Source organism: Dactylosporangium sp. CA-052675, assembly GCF_050947935.1.
Classification (GTDB): Bacteria; Actinomycetota; Actinomycetes; order Mycobacteriales; family Micromonosporaceae; genus Dactylosporangium.
Map to the genome: position 1 here is coordinate 4,868,809 of NZ_CP192010.1, position 20,609 is coordinate 4,889,417.

The 20,609-nt window shown below is 71.1% G+C and carries 16 protein-coding genes; 12 read left to right on the top strand and 4 right to left on the bottom strand.

Features of this window, described 5'->3' with window-relative positions:
* Window positions 1-6: 6 nt before the first annotated feature.
* Together ACQP1P_RS22405 and ACQP1P_RS22410 are read left to right on the top strand one after the other, a co-directional pair.
* Window positions 7-6,981 carry a polymorphic toxin-type HINT domain-containing protein gene (locus ACQP1P_RS22405; RefSeq protein WP_433089088.1) on the top strand — a complete coding sequence of 2,325 codons (6,975 nt, stop codon included), beginning with the start codon at window positions 7-9 and terminating at the stop codon, window positions 6,979-6,981.
* A gap of 34 nt (window positions 6,982-7,015) precedes the next feature.
* On the top strand, window positions 7,016-8,989 hold the full coding sequence (locus ACQP1P_RS22410; protein WP_433089090.1) for a hypothetical protein: 1,974 nt from the start codon (window positions 7,016-7,018) through the stop codon (window positions 8,987-8,989).
* A 13-nt stretch (window positions 8,990-9,002) separates the two neighbouring features.
* Here ACQP1P_RS22410 and ACQP1P_RS22415 read toward each other — a convergent pair whose 3' ends face one another.
* Window positions 9,003-9,614: a TetR/AcrR family transcriptional regulator gene (locus tag ACQP1P_RS22415; RefSeq protein WP_433089092.1), complete on the bottom strand. Its 612-nt coding sequence runs from the start codon at window positions 9,612-9,614 to the stop codon at window positions 9,003-9,005.
* Window positions 9,615-9,702: 88 nt separating this feature from the next.
* Between ACQP1P_RS22415 and wrbA the strand changes: the two genes are divergently transcribed.
* The 4 genes from wrbA to ACQP1P_RS22435 all read left to right on the top strand — a co-directional run bounded on the left by wrbA (window position 9,703) and on the right by ACQP1P_RS22435 (window position 13,899).
* Window positions 9,703-10,317, top strand: a complete 615-nt coding sequence (gene wrbA / locus ACQP1P_RS22420) for an NAD(P)H:quinone oxidoreductase (protein ID WP_433089094.1) — start codon at window positions 9,703-9,705, stop codon at window positions 10,315-10,317.
* A 149-nt stretch (window positions 10,318-10,466) separates the two neighbouring features.
* Entirely contained in the window at window positions 10,467-13,115 is a 2,649-nt protein-coding gene (locus tag ACQP1P_RS22425; RefSeq protein WP_433089095.1) for a glycosyl hydrolase, read from the top strand.
* Window positions 13,116-13,180: 65 nt separating this feature from the next.
* Complete coding sequence (locus ACQP1P_RS22430) at window positions 13,181-13,513, top strand: YnfA family protein (protein ID WP_433089097.1); 333 nt, start codon at window positions 13,181-13,183, stop codon at window positions 13,511-13,513.
* Window positions 13,514-13,560: 47 nt separating this feature from the next.
* On the top strand, window positions 13,561-13,899 hold the full coding sequence (locus ACQP1P_RS22435; protein ID WP_433089099.1) for an MBL fold metallo-hydrolase: 339 nt from the start codon (window positions 13,561-13,563) through the stop codon (window positions 13,897-13,899).
* Between the two features lie 3 nt (window positions 13,900-13,902).
* Here ACQP1P_RS22435 and ACQP1P_RS22440 read toward each other — a convergent pair whose 3' ends face one another.
* Complete coding sequence (locus ACQP1P_RS22440; protein ID WP_433089101.1) at window positions 13,903-14,343, bottom strand: TIGR03618 family F420-dependent PPOX class oxidoreductase; 441 nt, start codon at window positions 14,341-14,343, stop codon at window positions 13,903-13,905.
* 9 nt (window positions 14,344-14,352) lie between these two features.
* Window positions 14,353-14,790: an Lrp/AsnC family transcriptional regulator gene (locus ACQP1P_RS22445; protein ID WP_433089103.1), complete on the bottom strand. Its 438-nt coding sequence runs from the start codon at window positions 14,788-14,790 to the stop codon at window positions 14,353-14,355.
* A gap of 134 nt (window positions 14,791-14,924) precedes the next feature.
* Here ACQP1P_RS22445 and pdhA point away from each other — a divergent pair, with 134 nt between their 5' ends.
* Genes pdhA through ACQP1P_RS22465 form a run of 4 tightly spaced genes read left to right on the top strand, consistent with a single transcriptional unit; the run spans window position 14,925 to window position 18,477 of the window.
* The gene (gene pdhA, locus ACQP1P_RS22450; protein ID WP_433089105.1) at window positions 14,925-16,007 is read left to right on the top strand and encodes a pyruvate dehydrogenase (acetyl-transferring) E1 component subunit alpha; all 1,083 of its coding nucleotides are present in this window, start codon (window positions 14,925-14,927) and stop codon (window positions 16,005-16,007) included.
* Between the two features lie 5 nt (window positions 16,008-16,012).
* Window positions 16,013-17,008 carry an alpha-ketoacid dehydrogenase subunit beta gene (locus ACQP1P_RS22455; protein ID WP_433090081.1) on the top strand — a complete coding sequence of 332 codons (996 nt, stop codon included), beginning with the start codon at window positions 16,013-16,015 and terminating at the stop codon, window positions 17,006-17,008.
* Entirely contained in the window at window positions 17,001-18,173 is a 1,173-nt protein-coding gene (locus ACQP1P_RS22460) for a dihydrolipoamide acetyltransferase family protein (RefSeq protein ID WP_433089106.1), read from the top strand. The genes ACQP1P_RS22455 and ACQP1P_RS22460 overlap by 8 nt, the downstream gene beginning before the upstream one ends.
* 10 nt (window positions 18,174-18,183) lie before the next feature.
* Window positions 18,184-18,477: a beta-L-arabinofuranosidase domain-containing protein gene (locus ACQP1P_RS22465; protein WP_433089108.1), complete on the top strand. Its 294-nt coding sequence runs from the start codon at window positions 18,184-18,186 to the stop codon at window positions 18,475-18,477.
* Window positions 18,478-18,489: 12 nt separating this feature from the next.
* Here the strand turns inward: ACQP1P_RS22465 and ACQP1P_RS22470 are convergent, their stop codons facing one another.
* The gene (locus ACQP1P_RS22470) at window positions 18,490-18,648 is read right to left on the bottom strand and encodes a hypothetical protein (protein ID WP_433089109.1); all 159 of its coding nucleotides are present in this window, start codon (window positions 18,646-18,648) and stop codon (window positions 18,490-18,492) included.
* 322 nt (window positions 18,649-18,970) lie between these two features.
* Between ACQP1P_RS22470 and ACQP1P_RS22475 the strand changes: the two genes are divergently transcribed.
* Window positions 18,971-20,077: a serine hydrolase domain-containing protein gene (locus ACQP1P_RS22475; RefSeq protein ID WP_433089111.1), complete on the top strand. Its 1,107-nt coding sequence runs from the start codon at window positions 18,971-18,973 to the stop codon at window positions 20,075-20,077.
* Window positions 20,074-20,595, top strand: coding sequence for a pyridoxamine 5'-phosphate oxidase family protein (locus tag ACQP1P_RS22480; protein WP_433089113.1), 522 nt, complete (start codon window positions 20,074-20,076; stop codon window positions 20,593-20,595). The genes ACQP1P_RS22475 and ACQP1P_RS22480 overlap by 4 nt, the downstream gene beginning before the upstream one ends.
* Window positions 20,596-20,609: the final 14 nt, after the last annotated feature.

Here is a 20,609-nt window from a genome sequence, read left to right on the forward strand (position 1 = left end):
AAGCCGGTGCCCACCTCACTGCGCGCCCGCAACGGCCTGCTGTACACCCTGTCGGCGCTGCTCGTCGTCCTCGTCACCGGGCAGCAGCCGGTGTTCGCCGGCCCGGCCCGGCCGTTCACGCCGGCGGCCGCGGCCAAGGTGCCCAGCGTCAAGACGAAGGCGGTCACGGCCGGGAAGCCGGTCAAGGACACCACGAAGAAGGCCCAGGACAGCCCGGCGCCGGTCTGGCCGGGCGCGTCCGCGGTCGACGTCGGCGTCGGCGCCACCGCGGCGGCCGCCTCCGGCCCGGTCACCATCACCACGCCGGCCACGACGAAGCAGGCCAGGACGATCGGCGCGGCCGGCATCGCGATCCCGGCGAAGGTCCACGTCGAGGTCCTCGACCAGCAGGCGTCGCGCAAGGCGAACGTCCGGGGCCTGCTGCTCAAGGTCGGCCGGGCCGACGGCGGCAGCTCGGCGAGCGCCGTGGGCGTGAAGGTCGACTACAGCCGGTTCGCCACGGCCTACGGCGCCGACTGGTCGAGCCGCCTCAAGCTCGTCGAGCTGCCCGAGTGCGCGCAGACGACCCCGGACCGGCCCGAGTGCGCCGCCACCGACGTGCCCAGCCACAACGACGCCCGGACGAAGACGGTCAGCGGCGACGTCGTGCTCGCCGCCGGCGCGAAGACGCTCGCGCTCACCGCCGGCTCGTCGGGCGCCTCCGGCAGCTACGGCGCGACCAGCCTCTCGGCGTCGAGCACGTGGTCCGCGGGCGGATCGGCCGGCGACTTCTCGTGGTCGTTCCCGATGCGCACCCCGCCGTCGCTGGGCGGCCCGTCGCCGACGCTGCAGATCACGTACTCCGCCCAGTCCGTCGACGGCCGCATGGTCACCTCGAACAACCAGCCGTCGATCGTCGGCGAGGGCTTCGAGCTGTCCACGAGCGGCTACATCGAGCGCCGGTACAAGACGTGCGCCGAGGACCCGAAGACGGGCGGCAACGCGGCCGCGAAGACCGGCGACATGTGCTGGGCGACCGACAACGCCACCATGAGCCTCAACGGCAGCGGCTCCGAGCTCATCAAGGACGGCTCGGACCCCAACCGCTGGCACCCGCGCAACGACGACGGCTCCCGCGTCGAGCACAAGACCGGGGCGTCCAACGGCGACAACGACGGCGAGTGGTGGGTCGTCACCACCGTGAACGGCACGCAGTACTGGTTCGGCCGCAACCAGCTGCCCGGCGCGCCCGCGGGCACCACGACCCAGTCGACGTGGACCGAGCCGGTGTTCGGCAACGACACCGGCGAGCCGTGCCACGGCGCCACCTTCGCGGCGTCGTCGTGCACGCAGGCGTACCGCTGGAACCTCGACTACGTCGTGGACCCGCACGGCAACACGATGTCGTACTGGTACGGCATCGACCACAACTTCTACAAGAAGAACAACAGCACCGCGACGCAGTACGACCGCGCGGGCTACCTCGACCACGTCGACTACGGCACCCGTGACGAGAACCTCACCACCGCGGGGGACTGGACCACCGGCACCGACACCGCGTTCAGCGGGCACGCGGCGGCCCGGATCAGCTACGCCTACGCGGACCGTTGTCTCGCCTCGTGCGGTACCAAGGACAAAGCCCACTGGCCGGACACGCCCTGGGACCTCAACTGCGACAGCGGGGCCTCGTGCTCGCAGACCTCCCCGTCGTTCTGGACCACCCGCCGCCTGGCCTCCATCACCACCAAGGTGTGGGAGGCGACGACCTCGCAGATGCGCGACGTCGAGCGGTGGACGCTGACCCACACGTTCCCGGACCCGCAGGACGGCACCCGCGCCGGCCTGTGGCTGGACAAGGTCTCGCACAGCGGCCTCGTCGGGCCGCCCGGCACCTCGACGGACCTGCCCGACGTGAGTTTCGTGCCGACCCAGATGCCCAACCGCGTCGACGGCGTGGACGCGTCGCCGTCGATGAACTGGAGCCGGCTCACCGCCATCAACACCGAGACCGGCGGCCAGATCCAGATCGTGTACTCCGCGCCGGACTGCTTCGTCGGCACCCGCATGCCCGCCGCGCCGGAGAACAACACGCTGCGCTGCTACCCGGTGCGCTGGACCCCGGACCCGATCACCGGCGAGATCACCGACTACTTCCACAAGTACGTCGTGGACAAGGTCATCGAGAACGACCTGACCGGCGGCTCCAAGCGGGTGCTGCACCAGTACACGTACATCGGCGACCCGGCCTGGCACTACGCCGACGACGACGGCCTCATCTCCAGCGACCAGAAGACCTGGAACGTCTGGCGCGGCTACGCGAAGGTCGGCACCTCGGCCGGCGAGGCCCCGACCGCCCCCGGCAACCCGGACGAGCGCACGTACAGCGAGACGCTGTACTTCCGCGGCATGAACGGCGACCACCTGCCCTCCGGCACCCGCACGGTGAACGTGGTCGACTCGGAGGGCGGCAGCGTCCCCGACGACGACGCGTACTCGGGCATGATCCGCGAGTCCCGCACCTTCAACGGCGTCGGCGGCGCCGAGGTGACCGGCGCCATCAACGACCCGTGGCAGTCGGCCGCGACCGCGACCCGCACGATCAACGGCGTCACGACGACGGCGAAGTTCACCAACACCCAGGCCGTCCACAGTAGAACGGCGCTCGATGCCGGCCGGGGCTACCGCCGTTCGTCGACGAAGAACACCTTCGACTCGCTGGGCATGGTCGTCACCGCGACGGACTACGGCGACGACGCGGTGACGGGCGACGAGCAGTGCACGACGACCTCGTTCGAGCCGCGCAACACGACGGTCTGGCTCATGACCGCGCAGCAGCGCACGCAGACCTTCTCCGTCGACTGCGACAAGGTCGCGACCGGCCCGATCACCGAGGCCGACGTGATCGGCGACAGCCGCCTGTACTACGACGGCGCCACGACCTTCGGCACCGCCCCGACAAAGGGCGACGTGACGAAGAGCGAGGCCCTGAGCGTGTGGAGCGCGACGAGCCCGCAGTACTACCAGCTGAGCCGCTCGACGTACGACGCGCTGGGCCGGGTGCACGAGTCGTGGGACGCGATGGACTACCACTCGCAGACGGACTACACGCCGGCGACGACGGGCCCGGTCACCCAGACGGTCGACACCAACCCGCGCGGCTGGACGACCACGACGACCCTCGAGCCGGCCTGGGGCCTGGCGACGTCCACCGTGGACCCGAACAGCCGCCGCACCGACCTGACCTATGACGGCCTCGGCCGCATGACGGGCGTGTGGCTGCCGGACCGCTCGAAGGCCGCGAACGACACGGCCAACATGACGTACGACTACCTGATCCGCACGAACGGCGCGAACGCGGTCACCACGAAGACCCTGAACCCGTCGGGCGGCTACACCACGTCCTACTCGCTCTACGACGGCCTGGTGCGCGAGCGCCAGACCCAGACGGACTCGCCGTCGGGCGGCCGCCTGCTGACGGACGTCTTCTACGACACCGCCGGCCGCCAGTCCCGCAGCTTCGGCGTCTACCACGACGCGTCCGGCGCCCCGGGCACGACGATCGTGCAGCCGGTCGACGAAGGCCTCACGATCCCGTCGCAGACGAAGCTCCTCTACGACGGCGCGGGCCGCCAGATCGCCGAGATCTTCCAGCCGTACAACACCGAACGCTGGCGCACCTCGACCTTCTACGGCGGCGACTACACCGCGATCACCCCGCCGGCGGGCGGCACGGGCAGCCTGACACGCACCGACGAGGACGGCCGCACGACGGAGCTGTGGCAGTTCGCGACGCAGGCCCCCGGCAACCTGAACTCGAACCCGAGCACGTACGACAAGACCACGTACAGCTACAACCGCCGGGGCCTGCTGTCGAAGGTGGTGGACCCGGCCGGCTTCGAGTGGACGTACGACTACGACCTCCGCGGCCGCAACACGTCCTCGAAGGACCCGGACAGCGGCACCACGACCAAGGAGTACGACAACGCGGGCCGCCTGACGAAGTCGACGGACAGCCGCGGCAAGGTCCTGGTCACCACGTACGACAACCTCAGCCGCAAGACCGGCCTGTACCAGAACTCGATCACCGCGGCCAACCAGCTCGCGGGCTGGACCTACGACACGACGAAGCTCGAGGACGGCGTCACCAACGCCAAGGGCTACGCGACGGCGTCGATCCGCTACGTGAGCGGCCAGCAGTACAAGCAGACCGTCGTGCAGTACAACGTCCGGTACCAACCGACTGTCGCGACGCTCACCATTCCCGCGTCGGAGACCGGCCTGGCCGGTGACTATACCTACTACACCGGTTACAACCCCGACGGAACGGTCAGCAGCACGAGTTCCCCTGGCGTCGGTGATCTCGCGGCCGAGACGACGATGGTCGGCTACAACGCGCTGGGCATGGCCGACAACCTCAGCACCTTCTACGGTACTGACCAGCGGCGATGGCTGGTCGAGCGCACATCGTTCAACGCGATCGCCCAGCCGACGCAGTACAGCCTGTTCAACGGCACCGTCACCACCGACGACAACGACAGCGGCGACCCGCGCACCTATCTCTCCCGCAGCTACGAGCTGGAGACCGGCCGTCTGACAGGGCTGAAAACCGAACGCGACCAGGTGTCGCCGAACACGGTGGCTGACCTGCATTACTCGTACAACGACTTCGGCACCATCACGAAGATCGCCGACACTCCGGCGGGCGGCACCGCGGACACCCAGTGCTTCACGCACGACCGCTACGAGCGCCTGACGGACGCGTGGACCCCGAACTCGGGCGACTGCTCGACGGGCCCGACCGCGACGACGGGCGGCCCGGCCCCGTACCGGGTGCACTACGACTACGACACCATCGGCCGACGGACGGGCCAGACCCAGTACGGCACGGCTGCGGGCACGAAGACGACGTCGTACGCCTACCCGACCGGCACGGTGCCGGCGAACATCGTCCGTCCGCACACTCTGACGGGCACGAGCACGACGGACGACACAGGCACGCACACTGCGTCCTACACGTACGACAATGCGGGCAACACCACCGGTCGGCCCGGCTCGAATGGCAACCAGACCCTGCAGTGGGACGCCGAGGGCAACCTGGCCAGCGTCACCGACACCGCGGGCAGCACGACGTTCCTTTACGACGCCGATGGAGACCGTCTGATCCGCAAGGACGTCACCGGCAAGACGCTGTACCTGCCCGACATGGAGGTGAAGTACAACACCCAGACGGCGGGCAAGAGCTGCACGCGGTACTACTCCTTCGGCGGTACCATCATCGGCCAGCGTACGGCCGGCGGCCTGACCTGGTTGGGCAGCGACGGCCAAGGCACGGCCGACGTGTCGGTGGTGGCGACGACGCAAGCCGTCACGGTCCGCCGCCAGCAGCCGTTCGGAGAACAGCGCGGCGCTTCGGTGACCTGGCCGAACGAGAAGGGGTTCGTCGGCGGCACGAACGATCCCACCGGCCTGGAACAGATCGGCGCACGATACTACGACGCGACGATCGGCCGGTTCATATCCCTGGATCCGGTGGTCGACAACAAGGATCTGCAACAGCTCCAGGGATACGCCTACGCCGAGAACAGCCCCATTACGCATAGCGATTCGACGGGCGAGCGGACCGACGAGCAGTACTACGGCAAGACCGGCGCGGCGAACATGGAACGCTACGTCGATCCGGCCGAGATGGACCGGCTCCGGCAGCAGGAGCTCGACCGCCAGAAGCGGGCCAAAGAGGCGCAGCAGAAGGCGTGGTGCAAGGCCCACCCGATCAAGTGCGGCCTCAAGAAGGCCACCACCGCAACGGTGAACTGGGTCGATGAGCACAAGGCCGAGATCATCGGCAATATTGCCGGGCTCGCAGTGGGCCTGGGCTGCGGTGCCCTGATCGGCGTGACCGGCGTGGGCGCGGTCGCCTGTGGTGCGCTGGCCGGTGCCGTGACGAATATGGTCACCTACGCCATCCAGACGAAGGTCGAGCACAAAGGCAACTTTTCCTGGGGCGGCATGCTCAAGACGGGAGCCGAGGGGGCCATCGTCGGTGGTCTCATGGGCGGACTCGGATCCGTCGGTGGCGCCGCGCTGAAGGCCGGCAAGGCGGCCCTGATGGGCGGCGGCGGATTCAAAGCGGCGGCCCAGGCTGGAGGCAAGGCGGCCGCGGCCGAGTCGCGCTCCATCGCCCAGGGCGCCAAGAACATGCTCGGGCGCGGCTGCAGCTTCACCCCGAACACCAAGATCCAGATGGCCGACGGCAGTCAGAAGGCGATCAAGTCAGTCAAGGTCGGCGACAAGGTCCAGGCAACCGACCCCAGGACCGGCGAGTCGTCGTCGCGGGCGGTGCTCGCGGTGAAGGTGAACCACGACAAGGCCCTGACGGATGTGACGGTCAAGACGCCCGGCGGCGCTGTAGCCACCGTCGAGACCTCGCAGAACCATCCGTTCTGGGACAGCGACCGTCAGGTGTGGGTGAGCGCGGGCGACCTGACCGCGGGCGCGACGCAGGACGGCAGCGCCAAAACCTCGTCCGAGATCGTCGCGGTTCGCAACTACGTCGGGTCGCGTGACATGTACGACCTCACCGTTGCAGACGTCCATACCTACTACGTGGTCGCCGGGACCACTCCGGTGCTGGTCCACAACTGCAATGGCGTGAGGTGCGGTTGCTCCAGCCTCCGCGACGTCGCGGACAATGCCCCGGTCGGCTCGTTGTTTGCGGCCGAGTACAGGTCGGCCTCCGGCCAGGTGTTCCGGGCAAGCAACCGGGAGTTCGTGCAGATTCCGGCGGCGATGCGGCAGGAGTTGGCGGAGTTCGGGCATCCGACGCTGATGTGCGCGGAGATGAAATGCCTGGCCAAAGCGTGGACGGCATCCGGCGGCAACCCCGCATCGATCCGTGGTGGCAGCATGCGGACGGTGCACGTGGGAGGATCGAATCATATGCAGAAGGCATTCCCATGCAGAGCTTGTAAGAACGTCCTGAGAGGACTTGGCATCAGCTTCTGAGCGGCGAAGGACAAGGAAGGATTTCGACCCATCGGTGGAAATGGACGATCGGCTGGCGGTGTTCGACTGGGCGCGGCTTGAGGACGCGTATGGCGACGCGACCGACATTCCGGAGTTGTTGCGCGCGCTCCGCTTCGGTGCAGATCCGCAGCGCAGCGCCGAACTCCTGACCGATCGGCTGGTCCATCAGGGGTTCATGGTGTACTCCGCGGCTGTGGCCGCCGCGCCGATTCTGGCGGACATGACGTTGGACGTGGCCGTGCCGGTGCGCGTCGCCGTGGTCCAGTTGATCGGTCGCCTGGCTCGCGAGGCGAGGGCGGCCGACCCCGTTCTGCCCGAGCGGGCCGACTGGGAACGGATGTGGCGGCAGCAGTTGCCCCGTCTGGTTGATCTGCTGAGCGATGATGACGTCGAAGTGCGGCGAATGGCTCCGGGTGTCTTCGCCGCATCGTCGGATCAGGACAGCCATTTGGGGCGGCTGCTGACAGCGGCCGAGCATGAGCCGGACGAGGCGACCCTGCTGGGCGAGTTGATCGCGGCCGCCGACCTCCTGCCCGATGTTTCCGCCGACGCGCGGGAGGCCGCTGTGGCGCGAGTTTCTGCCATGGCCTCGAGCGGGTCGGCGCAGGTGCGGATGGGAATCGCCCTGGTCCTTCGCCAGGTCCGGCCGGTCGAAGCAACGACGCTCCTCGCGGCGCTGTCAGCGCCCGATGCCGCCCTGTGGGCGCAGACCTGGTGCGTTCCCAGCGGTGACAGGATGCTTATCGAGTGGGTCGAGGGACGGCTCGGCGACGACCGTGGCCCGCGCCGAGATCTGGGCCTCGGCCTGCTCACCTCGAAACACGCGGCTGCTCGTAGGTCCGGGCTCGGGGTACTCACACGGCTCGCGGCCGGATGGCGGTCTTCAGCCGCCGATCTACGGACGGCGGCGTTCGCGGCCTTGGACGATGCAGACCAGGGTATGCGGCAACAGGCGCTCTTCGCGCTGGCGGTCGTGCGTTCGCCGGAGAATGCGGCGAGGGATCGCCTCGCAGCCCTGGCCGGGCAGCGGACAGGTGGGTTCGAACACCTGGCCCTGACCTGGGCACTCGCTCGATCGGGCGACGCCCGATGTGTGCCGCATCTGCTTACCGCCCTGCGTCGGGACGACTTCGGGTTTCCGCATCATCAAGTCTACGAGGCGACGGTGTCGCAGCGGACGCTGCCTTCCCTCGACGAGATCCTACTTGAAGCGACGGCCTGGTCGGATCGGCTCCTTCCGGATGTCGCCGAGCGCCTGACCGCGGTCGGGCCCGGGCTTGCGCGGCGTGCGCTGTTGACGGCCGTCATCGGTTGGGGACCGGCCGCGCGGTCGGTGCTGCCGGTTCTTCTGGAAGGCCTGCAGCTGCCGGATCCTGGCCTCGAAATCGTCGCGCTGGCCGCGATCGGCGCCGACTCGAGCGAGGTGCCGGTCGCACTGCTGCGGTCGGCGTTCGACCGGGCCTTGGTGTTGCCGAGCGCTGACCGGGTGAAGTTGATCCGCGCATACGCCGTGCTTTCCGGCAACCGTGATCCGGTCCAGGCCGAGCTTCCTGACCCCGCCTCCGGCGAGCGCTGGTCGGCGTCGGCCCTACACCTCGTCGGTGCGCTCGGACCCCAAGGCGCGGTTTATGCCGACCGTCTTGAGCCGTACCTGTCCGCCACGGCCGAGTGGCTCGTCATCGGTGCGGCCACATCACACTGGGAGCTGACAGGCCGGTCCGAAGTCGGCGGTCGCGCGCTGACGCGTCTCATCGCCGACATTGCCGATGGCCGCCCCGCGTTCCCGGCCGACCTCCTTGCACTCCGCCGGCTTGATCAGATGGGGTACATGGATCCCACCCTGACCGGCGTCCTGCGGTTCCTGGTGGAGACCGATGCGCGGGCGACTGGACCGGCCGCGGACTGGCATGACATGGATCTTGACTCCGCGCTTGCCGGTACCGCCGGCCAGATGCTGACGCGTGGAAATCAGTCGGGCGAACGATAATCCGGCGGGCCGCTCATATGGCCGGGATCAGGCCGTCCAGGACGGATTCGATGCCTTGGCGGACTCGGGCCGGGCTGAGGTTCAGGGTTCGGTGCTGGTGGTCCAGCACGTTCGGCTGGAGCAGGGCCAGCAGCGCGCTCGCCAGATACGGCGCGTCCAGGTCGCGGTCCAAAGACTCCAGCAGGCGCACCAGATGCAGGTGGTACGTCGGGTAAGGGCCGCTCCCGTGCCCCTGTGACGCCTTCTGCACCGCCAGCAGGCGCAGGTCCCACTGCTCCTCCTGCAACTCCAGCAGCGCGAACACGAACGCGCGGATTCGCGCGGCCGGCGGGGCGCCCGGGCCCAGCGGTGGCGGGCCGGTCAGGAAGGCCTCCTGGAAGCGGACCTCGTGGTCCTCCAGCAGTGCGTACGCGAGGGCCCCGACGTCGCCGAAGCGGCGATAGGCCGTACCGACGCCGAGTCCCGCCTCCCGGGCGACCTCGTCGAGCGCCAGCCCCGCCACGCCCCGCGCCGACACGATCCGCGCCGCCGCCTCCACCAGCCGCTGCCGGTTGCGCGCGGCGTCCGCCCGCTCGGCCGGGGGCTGGTCGATGAGCGGCAGGGGGGTCGGCTTGCGGCGGGTCACGTGACGATCCTCGCATCTCTTGTAAGTGGAAGAAGTTCCACTTAGGCTCCGAGTGTAAGCGGAAAAAGTTCCACTTCTTGGAGGCGTCATGGGCGCGAAGGTCGCCGTCATCTACTACTCGGCCACGGGGAACGTGCACGCACTGGCCGAGGCGGTCGCGGAAGGGGCGCTCGAGGCCGGCGCCGAGGTGCGGCTGCGGCGGGTGCCCGAGCTCGCGCCGGACGCCGCCATCGACGCCAATCCGGCCTGGCGGGCGCACATCCAGGCGACCCCGCACGTCGAGGTCGCCACGCACGACGATCTGACCTGGGCCGACGCGTTCGCGTTCGGGTCGCCGACGCGGTTCGGCAATGTCTCGGCGCAGCTCAAGCAGTTCATCGACACGACGGGCGGGCTGTGGGCGGCGGGGCGGCTGGCGAACAAGGCGGCCACCGCGTTCACGAGTGCGGCCAACGCGCAGGGCGGAAATGAGTCCACGCTCCTCGCGATGTACAACACGTTCTATCACTGGGGCGCGTTCATCGTCCCGCCCGGATACACCGATCCGGCCATTCACGCCGCGCGCGGAAACCCGTACGGCGTCGGGCACCCGGGAACGGACGGCGCACCTTCCGGCGCGACCCTTGCGGCCGCCCATTACCAGGGGAAACGGCTCGCGACCGTCGCCGCCCGGCTGCGGGAGAGTGTGCTCAGCCTAAGCTAATCATCCAGTACCACGTAACAATGGTGAATTGCTGCCTCCTACGCAATGTAAGATCAAGAAGACTTGATGTTTATCGCGGTGAATGAGTCAATCAGGCGTGAATGCGCCGGCCACCGACGACCGGCGCACGGTTCTGGAGGGAGCCGGCCTTGCCGCGACTTCGGCATCGACGTCTGCTCATCACCGCGGGACTCTCCGCATTAGCGCTCACCATCGCCGGAGCGCCGGCCACCGCCGCCCCCGGCACGCCCCGTCCCGCCAGGTTCAACGACCTGGCGAGCACCGCCCACCGCAACGGCAACATCCACAGCTTCGCCGCCGCGCCGGGCGATGACGACGAAGAGGGCTCCAGCGACATCATGGAGCAGGCCGACCAGTGGAACGAGGCCCGCAGCGCGCCCGGCGTCGTGGCCCCGGGCGCGTACTCGGCCGCCTGGGCGCAGCTGCAGGCCCTGCCCCGCACCGGCGGGAACTGGACGGACGAGACCGGCCTGCCGTACAACTCCGACGACCCGCGGTACCGCGACATCAACTCGAACTCGTCGGGCGGCGCCGGCAACGTGACGGGCCGCGTGGTCGGCATGGCGGCGGACGACCACGGCTACGTGTACGCCGGCTCGGCCAACGGCGGCGTCTGGCGCTCCTCCACCGGCGGCGGCAAGTGGCAGCCGATCTCCGACAAGCTCCCGGCCCCGGCAACCGGCGACCTGCGCCTCGACGGGCGCGGCCGGCTGTGGTTCGCGACCGGCGAGGCGAACACGAGCGCGACGAGCTTCGTCGGCACCGGCGTGTACGTCCTGGCCGACCCGCGCCACGGCGAGTTCCGGGCGAGCGACCGTGTCGGCGGTACCGAACTGGAGAACACGACGATCCGGGCGCTGCGCTTCGGCGGCGACACCGTGTGGGCGGCCACGAGCCGCGGCGTGTGGACCCACTCCACGACGAACCTCGCGGGCCCCTGGCACCTCGAGTACGCGCCGAACCCGTCGTTCCTGCCCGGCGGCGCCGACGCGGCCGACGAGGACGCGCCGTACAAGAACATCGCCAACGACATCGCGATCGACCCGCGCGACCCGTCGAAGGTCGTGCTCGCGATCGGCTGGCGCAGCGGCGACGACTACAACGGCTTCTACGTCAAGAGCGGCGGCACCTGGCAGAAGACCACGCTCGCCGGGGACATCGCGAGCGACCCGGACAACCTCGGCGCCGTGACGTTCGGCCGCTCCGCCGACGGCAGCAAGTACTACGCGATCGAGCAGTCCCCGGAGATGCTCGCCACGAACGGCGACAGCAACCTCTTCGGCGTCTTCGTCTCGAACAACGGCAACCCGCTCGGCCCGTGGACCCGGATCGCGGACTACCACAAGCTGGCCGCGTCGGGCTCCGCGAACACCGCGCCGGGCTACATGCCGGGCATCCAGGCCTGGTACAACCAGTTCGTCCAGGTCGACCCGGCCGACCCGCGGCACCTGTACGTCGGGCTGGAGGAGGTCTTCGAGTCCAAGGACGCGGGCGCGACGTGGACGACCCCGGGGCCGTACTGGAACTTCAACTTCCCGTGCTGGAGCATCGACCCGTCGAAGCAGACCGGCGACTGCCACCAGACCGTGCACGCCGACCAGCACGCGGCCGCGATCGGCAGCAACGGCGGGAAGCCGTACCTCGTCGTCGGCGACGACGGCGGCATCTACCGCCGGCCGGCGAACGGCAAGGCGGACGCGTCGGGGCACGCGACCGACTGGGTGTCGCTCAACGACGGCAGCATGGACGTCCTGCAGTACTACTCCGTGGGCGTCGGCGCCGACCGGCAGGGGCGCAACGCGGGCGTGGCGATCAGCGGCGGCCTGCAGGACAACGGCGAGTCGATCCTGCGCCCGGGCGACAGGGTGATGGGCTCGAACTTCGGCGGCGACGGCGGCGACACCATCGTCGACCCGGACAACGGCTGCAACATCGCGGCGGAGTACGTGTACCTCGCCCTGTCCGTCACGAACAACTGCGCGGTCAACGACGGCTCCTGGACGACCGACCCGAGCAAGGTCTCCAGCCGCAACGTCGCCCCGCCCGACAACGAGCTCGGTTCGGCCGGCGCGCGGTTCATCGCCCCGATCGCGGCCGACCCGAGGAACGTCAATGACTGGGTGGCCGGCGGCACCCACGTGTGGATCCAGCACAAGGGCTTCGCGATCCAGTCCGGCGCGGACTGGGTCAACGTGTTCGACCTGGGCGCGGGCCACGTCGCGACCGGCGTGTCCATCTCCGGCGGCACGGTCTACGTCGGCTGGTGCGGCCCGTGCAACAACCAGGGCTTCACCCGCGGCATCGCGGTCGGCAAGGCGGACGGGACGGGCTGGCACCAGTTGAGCCTCCCGGTCGACGGGGTGATTCCGAATCGGTACGTCTCCGGCTTCGACGTCGACCCGGCGAACCCGAACCACGTGTACGTCGCGATGAACGGCTACTCCCGCAAGTGGACCGAGGGCCCCGGCGCCGGCGTCGGGCACGTCTTCGAGTCGCGCGACGCGGGCGCCCACTGGACCGACATCTCCGCGAACCTGCCGGACATCCCGGCCAACGCGCTGAAGGTCCTGTGGGGCGGCGGCCTGGTCGTCGGCACGGACCTCGGGGTGCTGTACCGCGCACCGGGCCAGACGGGCTGGAAGGTCCTCGGCCGCAACCTGCCGACGACCACCACGATGGAGCTGCGCACCGGCCTCTACGGCCTGCGCCTCTACGCCGCCACCCACGGCCGCGGCATCCGCTCCTACGACCTGTGGCAGCTGCTGCTGTTCGGCTGAGTGTTGCCAGGCGGGGGCGGCCCCGGTTTCGCCGGGGCCGCCCCCGCCATGATCCGATGGTCCCCATGACGATCGTGCGCTCCATCGCCCTGTTCGTGCTGGCCGCCGTCGCCGAGATCGGCGGCGCCTGGCTGATCTGGCAGGGCGTACGCGAGCACCGGGGCCTGCTGTGGATCGGCGCGGGGGTCGCCGCCCTGGGCGCCTACGGCTTCGTGGCCACCCTGCAGCCGGACGCGAACTTCGGCCGCATCCTGGCCGCGTACGGCGGGGTCTTCGTGGCCGGATCCTTGGCCTGGGCGATGGTCGTCGACAGGTTCCGCCCCGACCGCTACGACGTCATCGGCGCGGCGATCTGCCTGCTCGGCGTGGCCGTGATCATGTACGCCCCGCGCCACTAGAACGATCAACGAACCACCGTGACATCGAAGATAGCAAATCCCGGCAAATGCGTGCTGGTTCGGCAGCCCGCCGCCCCGGCGTCCGCATCGGACGCACGCTGCCCGGTGGACGTCGCGGCCTTCGTGAGATCCCCGAGCGCCTGAGCGTCGGCACGGCCCTGGTGCATCTGGGCGGCGTCCGGTTCCCGATCAGCGGCCCGCTGCGGTACACCATGACCGCCCGCGACGCCGTCGAGCTCTGCGCGGCTCTGCGCCCCGCGACCGTCATCCCGGTGCACTACGAGGGCTGGCAGCACTTCCGGGAGGGGCGGGCCGCCGCCGAGCGGGTGCTCACCGGCCCGGTGCGATGGCTCCAGCTCGGGGTGCCGGCCGACGTGGAGGCCTGAGGCTCAGGCGTTGCTGTAGATGCGGGACGGGTCGATGAGCACGGCCGTGCGGCGCTGCTCGGCCATCACCCGGTCGTACTCGTCCCAGTCGTCGTGATCCCCGCCCGCGGCGGTGAAGACCTCGCGCAGCAGTAGGCGCAGCCGGTCCGGGTCGACGCCCGGCGCGGGGTCGTCCGGGCCGATCAGCGTCGCCGTGCCCTCGGCCGAGGCCCACTCCCAGCCGGCCCGGGCCGTGAGGGTCACGCGGGGGCGGGCGCGCAGGTTGGCCAGCTTCACCTTCCCGTACGTCACGAAGGCGAGCGCCGGCGCCCCGGTCAGCGGGTGCGGCATCGCGCCCGCGTTCACCACCGACGCCTGCACCGTGCCGTCGGCCCGCACCGTCGAGACGACCACGAGGCCGTGCTCCCGCGCGGCCAGCGCGGCGAACTCCTCCAGCGTTGTCATGGCGAAAGCCTACGGGCTGCGCAGCTCGTCGAAGATGAGCACCGTCTCGGTCGAGGTGATCTCCGGCATGCCCTGCAGCTGGGTCAGCACCAGCTCGCGCAGGGACGTCGTGTCGCGGGTGCGCACGAGCAGCACCAGGTCGTGCGAGCCGGAGACGAGGGCGGCGTGGTCGACCTCCGGCAGCGCCAGGATCCGCGACCGTACGGCCTTCCACGAGTGCTGCGAGATGTTCACGTAGACGTAGGCGGCCACGCCCAGGCCGTACCGCTGCGGATCGATCGTCGCCGTGTAGCCCGTGATCACGCCGTCGGCCTCGAGGCGCTGGACGCGCGCGTAGACGTTCGCGCGCGAGATGTGCAGCGCCTCGGCCAGGGCGCGCATCGACGCCCGGCCGTCGGCCCGCAGCGCCTGGACGATCCGGCGGTCAACGTCGTCGAGCTCGGCCATCCGTCTCCTCACACGCCGTCGCCGGGCCGCCGGATCGAACTGTTGGAGCCGGAAGACCGTACCAGCGAGCCATTCGTCTCCGAATGTAGTCCTGGGCTGGACCGATGGCCGGGCGGGGGCCGAAAATCTGGACGGTGACCACCATCGAGGCGCTGCTGCCGAGCACCACCCCGCTCGGCCTGATCGACGCCGAGGGCCAAGCACGCCCAGGCGAACTCGCCATGCCCGATGCGGCCGTCCTGCTGGAGCTGTACCGCCGGATGACGATCGGCCGCCGCTTCGACGCCCAGGCGACCGCGCTCACCAAGCAGGGCCGCCTCGCGGTGTACCCGTCCTCGCACGGGCAGGAGGCCTGCCAGATCGGCGCCGTCCTCGCGCTGCGCGAGCAGGACTGGCTCTTCCCGACCTACCGCGACTCCGTGGCGATCGTGTCGCGCGCCGTCCCGCCGGCCGAGGTGCTGTCCCTCCTGCGCGGCGACTGGCACTGCGGCTACGACCCGCACGAGCACCGCGTCGCCCCGCAGTGCACCCCGCTGGCCACCAACACCCTGCACGCGGTCGGGCTCGGGCACGCCGCGCGGCTCAAGGGCGAGGACCAGGTCGCCGTGGTGCTGCTCGGCGACGGCGCGACCAGCGAGGGCGACACGCACGAGGCGCTGAACTTCGCCGCGGTGTGGAAGGCGCCCGTGGTGTTCCTGGTGCAGAACAACGGCTACGCGATCAGCGTGCCGCTGGAGAAGCAGACCGCCGCGCCCCGGCTGGCGTACAAGGGCGTCGGCTACGGCATGCGCTCCCGCCTGGTCGACGGCAACGACGCGGCCGCCGTGCACGCGGTGGTCACCGAGGCGATCGCGCACGCCGCCGCGGGGGAGGGCCCGACGCTGATCGAGGCCCTGACGTACCGCATCGAGGCCCACACCAACGCCGACGACGCGACCCGCTACCGGGAGGCCGAGGAGGTCCAGGCGTGGCTGCGGCGGGACCCGCTGAGCCGCCTCGACGCGTACCTGCGCGCCGCCGGCATCCTCGACGACGCCGTCGCGTCCGACTTCGCCGAGCAGGCCGAGCGGTTCGCGGCGACGGTCCGCGAGCAGATGAACGCCGACGCGGTGCTCGACCCCGCCGAGCTGTTCGAGCACGTGTACGCGCAGCCGACCCCCGCGCTGATCGCGCAGCGGGACGAGCTGCTGGCCGAGATCGCGCGGGAGGCGGGATGACCAGCATGGTGGAGCGGCCGACGGAGGTCAGCCTGGCCGGGGCGATCAACGCCGCCCTGGCCGACGCGCTCGCCGACGACCCCCGGGTGCTCGTGTTCGGCGAGGACGTCGGCACCCTCGGCGGCGTCTTCCGGGTCACCGACGGGCTCGCGGCCAAGTTCGGCGACGGCCGCGTCTTCGACACCCCGCTGGCCGAGTCCGGGATCGTCGGCACCGCGATCGGCATGGCCATGAACGGGATGGTCCCCGTCGTGGAGATGCAGTTCGACGCGTTCGCGTACCCGGCCTTCGAGCAGATCACCAGCCACCTCGCGAAGCTGCGCAACCGGACCCGCGGCAAGGTGGAGCTGCCGATCGTCATCCGGGTGCCGTACGGCGGCGGGATCGGCGGCGTCGAGCACCACTGCGACTCGTCCGAGGCGTACTACACGCACACCCCCGGGCTGCGGGTCGTCACGCCCGGCACGGCGTCGGACGCGTACCGGCTCCTGCGCCAGGCGATCGCCTGCCCCGACCCGGTCGTCTTCCTGGAGCCCAAGCGGCGGTACTGGTCCAAGGAGACCGAGCCCCTCACGCCCGAGGGCCCCGGGATCGACCGGGCGCTCGTGCGCCGCCCCGGCCGCGACGTCACCGTCATCGCCTACGGCGGCACGGTCGCCACCGCGCTCGAGGCGGCCGAGGCGGCCGTCGAGGAGGGCTGGGACCTCGAGGTGATCGACCTGCGCAGCCTCTCGCCGTTCGACGACGCCACCGTCACCGCCTCCGTGCGCCGGACCGGCCGCGCCGTCGTGGTGCACGAGGCCGCGCGGTTCGGCGGGTACGGCGCCGAGGTCGTCGCCCGCCTGCAGGAGCAGTGCTTCCACCACCTCGAGGCCCCGATCCTGCGCGTGACCGGCCTCGACATCCCCTATCCGCCGCCGCACCTCGAGCACCATCACCTGCCCAACGCCGACCGCGTCCTCGACGCCGTCGCCAAGCTGCAGTGGGACGACCATGCCTGACTTCCGCCTGCCCGACCTGGGCGAGGGCCTGACCGAGGCCGAGGTGCTGTCCTGGATGGTGCGCGTCGGCGACACCGTGCGCGTCGACCAGCCCGTCGTCGAGGTCGAGACGGCCAAGGCGTCGGTCGAGGTGCCGGTCCCCTTCGCCGGTACCGTCACCGCCCTGCACGCCGCCCCCGGCACGATGGTCCGCGTCGGCGCACCGCTGATCACGGTCACGCCGGTGGAGGGGTTGCAGGAGCCGGGCGTGGTGAGCGGCAACGTGCTCATCGGCTACGGCACCACCACCGAGACCCGGCGCCGGCGCGGGAGCCGGCGCGCCGCGGCCGCGGTGCCGCGCCGGGGTCCCGTGCGGGTCATCTCGCCGCTCGTGCGCCGGCTCGCCCGCGACGGCGGCCTGGACCTGAACACCGTGGCCGGCACCGGCCCCGAGGGTCTGATCCGCCGAGCCGACGTCGAGCAGGCGCTCGCCCGGCCGGTCGCCGCCGGTGAGCGGCGGGTGGCCCTGCGAAAGACCGCGGCCGAGAAGCTCAGCCGGTCGCGGCGGGAGATCCCCGAGGCGACCGTGTGGGTCGACGTCGACGCGACCGAGTTCCTCGCGGCCCGGGCCGTGCTCAACGCGCGCGACCCGGAGCGGCCGGTCAGCCTGCTCGGGCTGCTGTCCCGCTTCGCGCTGCTGGGCCTGCAGCGCCATCCCGAGCTCAACGCCCGCGTCGAGCGGGACGAGATCGTCATACCGCAGCACGTACACCTGGGATTCGCCGCGCAGACCGAGCGGGGCCTCGTCGTGCCGGTCGTCCGCGACGCGCACCGGCTGGCGACCCGCGCCCTGTCGGCGGCGATGGCCGGGCGCACCCGGGCCGCGCGCGAGGGCACCCTGGCCCCGGCCGACCTGACCGGTGGAACGTTCACGGTGAACAACTACGGCGTCTTCGGCGTCGACGGCTCGGCCGCGATCATCAACCATCCCGAGGTCGCGATCCTCGGCATCGGCCGGATCATCGACCGCCCGTGGGTCGTCGACGGGCAGCTCACCGTGCGCAAGGTGAGCCAGCTGACGCTCGCCTTCGACCACCGCGTGTGCGACGGCGGGGCGGCGGGCGGCTTCCTGCGCTACGTCGCCGACTGCGTCGAGTCGCCCCTGACCGCCCTCGGGGACCTCTGACGCGCACGCCTTGACACATCGGCACGCATCGCTGAAACTGGCCGGCGTTCCGCAGCAGACCGGCGACGCCCGCTGGCTCGCCGGCGCCCAGCGCTTCGACCACGCCGCGGTGTTCAACCCGCTCGCGTCCAACACCGACCAGCTCAACGGCCTGCACGCCAACACGCAGGTGCCGAAGTGGATCGGGGCCGCGCGATCGCCGTCAACGCCTGGGCGATCACGACGGGCGCGCACTCGTACGGTGGAGGCGTTGGCGAAGCCGGCGTCGTCGCCGGTGGGGGACCCCGGCCAGGGCCCGGTGTAGCCGGGCCCTGGCTCAGCGGTGGCCGGGGCGGCGGTTCAGGGCGCGGGTCGCCAGCCGCCGCAGCTTCTCCTGGTTGGCCGGCTTGGCCAGCTCCCGCCGCCCCAGCTCGACCACGTGGCGACCGTTGGGGCTGTTGAGGAAGCGCATCACGCGCTGCACGATCGACGGCATACTTTCCGGTGTACCCGCGCGGTGAAAATGCAATCCCCGGCAGTCGCGCGGGCGCGGCGGCCCGCCCGGGCGCGGCGACGCGGAGCGGCCACGGCCCGACAACGACCCGTGTCGATCGGCTGGGGCACGACGCCGGCGCGGCGCTGCCCCGCGCCGCGAGGCCGGGCCGCGGCCGGTGGCTACCGGCGCCTGCGCAACGGCAGCAGCGACCTCCGCACCCGGTCCGCCAACACGTCTGAGCGCTGCCGGGCAGTGATTGCGAATCGCCACCACTCGCCTTAGGCTCACTAGCGGTTGCAAACTGCAATCAGCGGGAGGGGCCGTGCCGAGGGGCGAGATCCAGCAACGGGTGCAGCGGCACATCGACTCGCTGGTCCGCACCGGCGCGGAGACCGGCGTGCAGGTCGCCGTCTACCGCGACGGCGCGCTCGTCGTCGACGCGGTGGCCGGCTCGGCCGACCCGGCCACCGGGCGGGCCCTCACCTCCGGCACACCCGTCTTCAGCTTCTCCACCGGCAAGAACATGGCGACCACGATCGCGCACGCGCTCGTCGCGCGCGGGTACCTCGGCTACGACACCCGGGTCGCGGACCTCTGGCCCGAGTTCGGCGAGCACGGCAAGGCCGCGACGACCCTGCGGCACGTGCTGACGCACACGGCCGGCCTTCCGGCGATGCCGCGCGAGATCACCCCGGCCGACCTGCCCGACCGGTCCAGGGTGTGTGCCGCGCTGGCCGGCGCCGAGCCGCGCTGGCCGCCGGGCACCGCGGTCGGCTACCACGCCTACACCTTCGGCTTCCTCCTCGGCGAACTGGCCCGCCGCGCGACCGGGCGGCCCATGCGCGAGCTGCTGCGCGAGTGGGTCACGGCGCCGCTCGGCATCGACGGGCAGCTGTACTTCGGCGCTCCCGCGGAGGCGCTGCCGGGCTTCGCGCGCCTGGAGCAGCCGGCGCGGGACCGGCCCGGCGGCCCGGCGGACGACGATGCGATCCTCGCGCCGTGGGAGCGCCGGCCCGGCGCCGAGCTCGGCAACGACGAGGAGATCCTGCGCGCGGACATCCCGTCGGTCGGTTCCGCGACCGCGCACGGTCTGGCCGCCATGTTCGACGCGCTCCTGCGGGCCCGGCTCGTGGGCTCCGCGCAACTGGCGCAGCTGTCCGCGCTCGCGTTCGAGGGGACCGACCGGGTGTTCGGCACGCCGGCGCGGATGGCGCTGGGCTTCCCGCTCGGCCGGATCGGCGCCCCGGCCGAGGAGCGCTCGGCGGCCTTCGGCTGGCCGGGCGGCGGCGGCAGTTACGCCTACGCGGACCCCGCGCGGGGCGTAGCCTTCGCGCTGACGAAGACCCGGCTCCGCCCGGACTTCGACACCGCCCTGTCGGTCACCGCGATCCTGGCCGACCATCTCGCCCGAGACGAGGAGCGACCATGACCGGCGACCCGGCACCGCCGCGGACCAGCCTCGGCCCGTACTCGTCGGCCGGCGCCGCCCCGGCGCCGTGGGAGGCGACGGAGTGGGCGCTGCGGCGGATCCAGAAGTTCCAGCTGTGCACCGTGCGCCCCGACGGCCGGCCCCACGTGACGCCGGTCCTGGCGATCTGGGCGTCCGGCGCGATGTGGTTCACCACCGGCGACGACGAGCAGAAGGCCCGCAACCTCGACATCGACCGGCACTGCGTGCTGAGCGCCGGCACCGGGACCCTGACCGGCGTGGACTACGTCATCGAGGGCACGGCGAGCCCGGTCGCCGACGAGGACACCCGCGAGGCCGTGGCGACCGCGTTCGAGGAGGCCTACGGCTGGCAGATCACCCGCGAGGACGGAACCTGGCACCATCTGGCCGGCGCCGTCCGGGCCGGGACCGTGCGGCTCTACCGGGTCCGGCCGGACAAGGCGTTCGCCTTCGCCGCCGGGCCCGAGGCCTCCGAGACCCGCTACCGGTGGACCTGACCCGCGGCTACTGT

Coding starts and splice junctions, on each gene's coding strand:
- ACQP1P_RS22435 (WP_433089099.1), top strand. CDS start 13,561: ATGCGTGCTGGTTCGGCAGCCCGCCGCCCCGGCGTCCGCATCGGACGC.
- ACQP1P_RS22440 (WP_433089101.1), bottom strand. CDS start 14,343: ATGACAACGCTGGAGGAGTTCGCCGCGCTGGCCGCGCGGGAGCACGGC.
- ACQP1P_RS22430 (WP_433089097.1), top strand. CDS start 13,181: ATGACGATCGTGCGCTCCATCGCCCTGTTCGTGCTGGCCGCCGTCGCC.
- ACQP1P_RS22480 (WP_433089113.1), top strand. CDS start 20,074: ATGACCGGCGACCCGGCACCGCCGCGGACCAGCCTCGGCCCGTACTCG.
- ACQP1P_RS22455 (WP_433090081.1), top strand. CDS start 16,013: ATGGTGGAGCGGCCGACGGAGGTCAGCCTGGCCGGGGCGATCAACGCC.
- wrbA (WP_433089094.1), top strand. CDS start 9,703: ATGGGCGCGAAGGTCGCCGTCATCTACTACTCGGCCACGGGGAACGTG.
- ACQP1P_RS22445 (WP_433089103.1), bottom strand. CDS start 14,790: ATGGCCGAGCTCGACGACGTTGACCGCCGGATCGTCCAGGCGCTGCGG.
- ACQP1P_RS22470 (WP_433089109.1), bottom strand. CDS start 18,648: ATGCCGTCGATCGTGCAGCGCGTGATGCGCTTCCTCAACAGCCCCAAC.
- ACQP1P_RS22460 (WP_433089106.1), top strand. CDS start 17,001: ATGCCTGACTTCCGCCTGCCCGACCTGGGCGAGGGCCTGACCGAGGCC.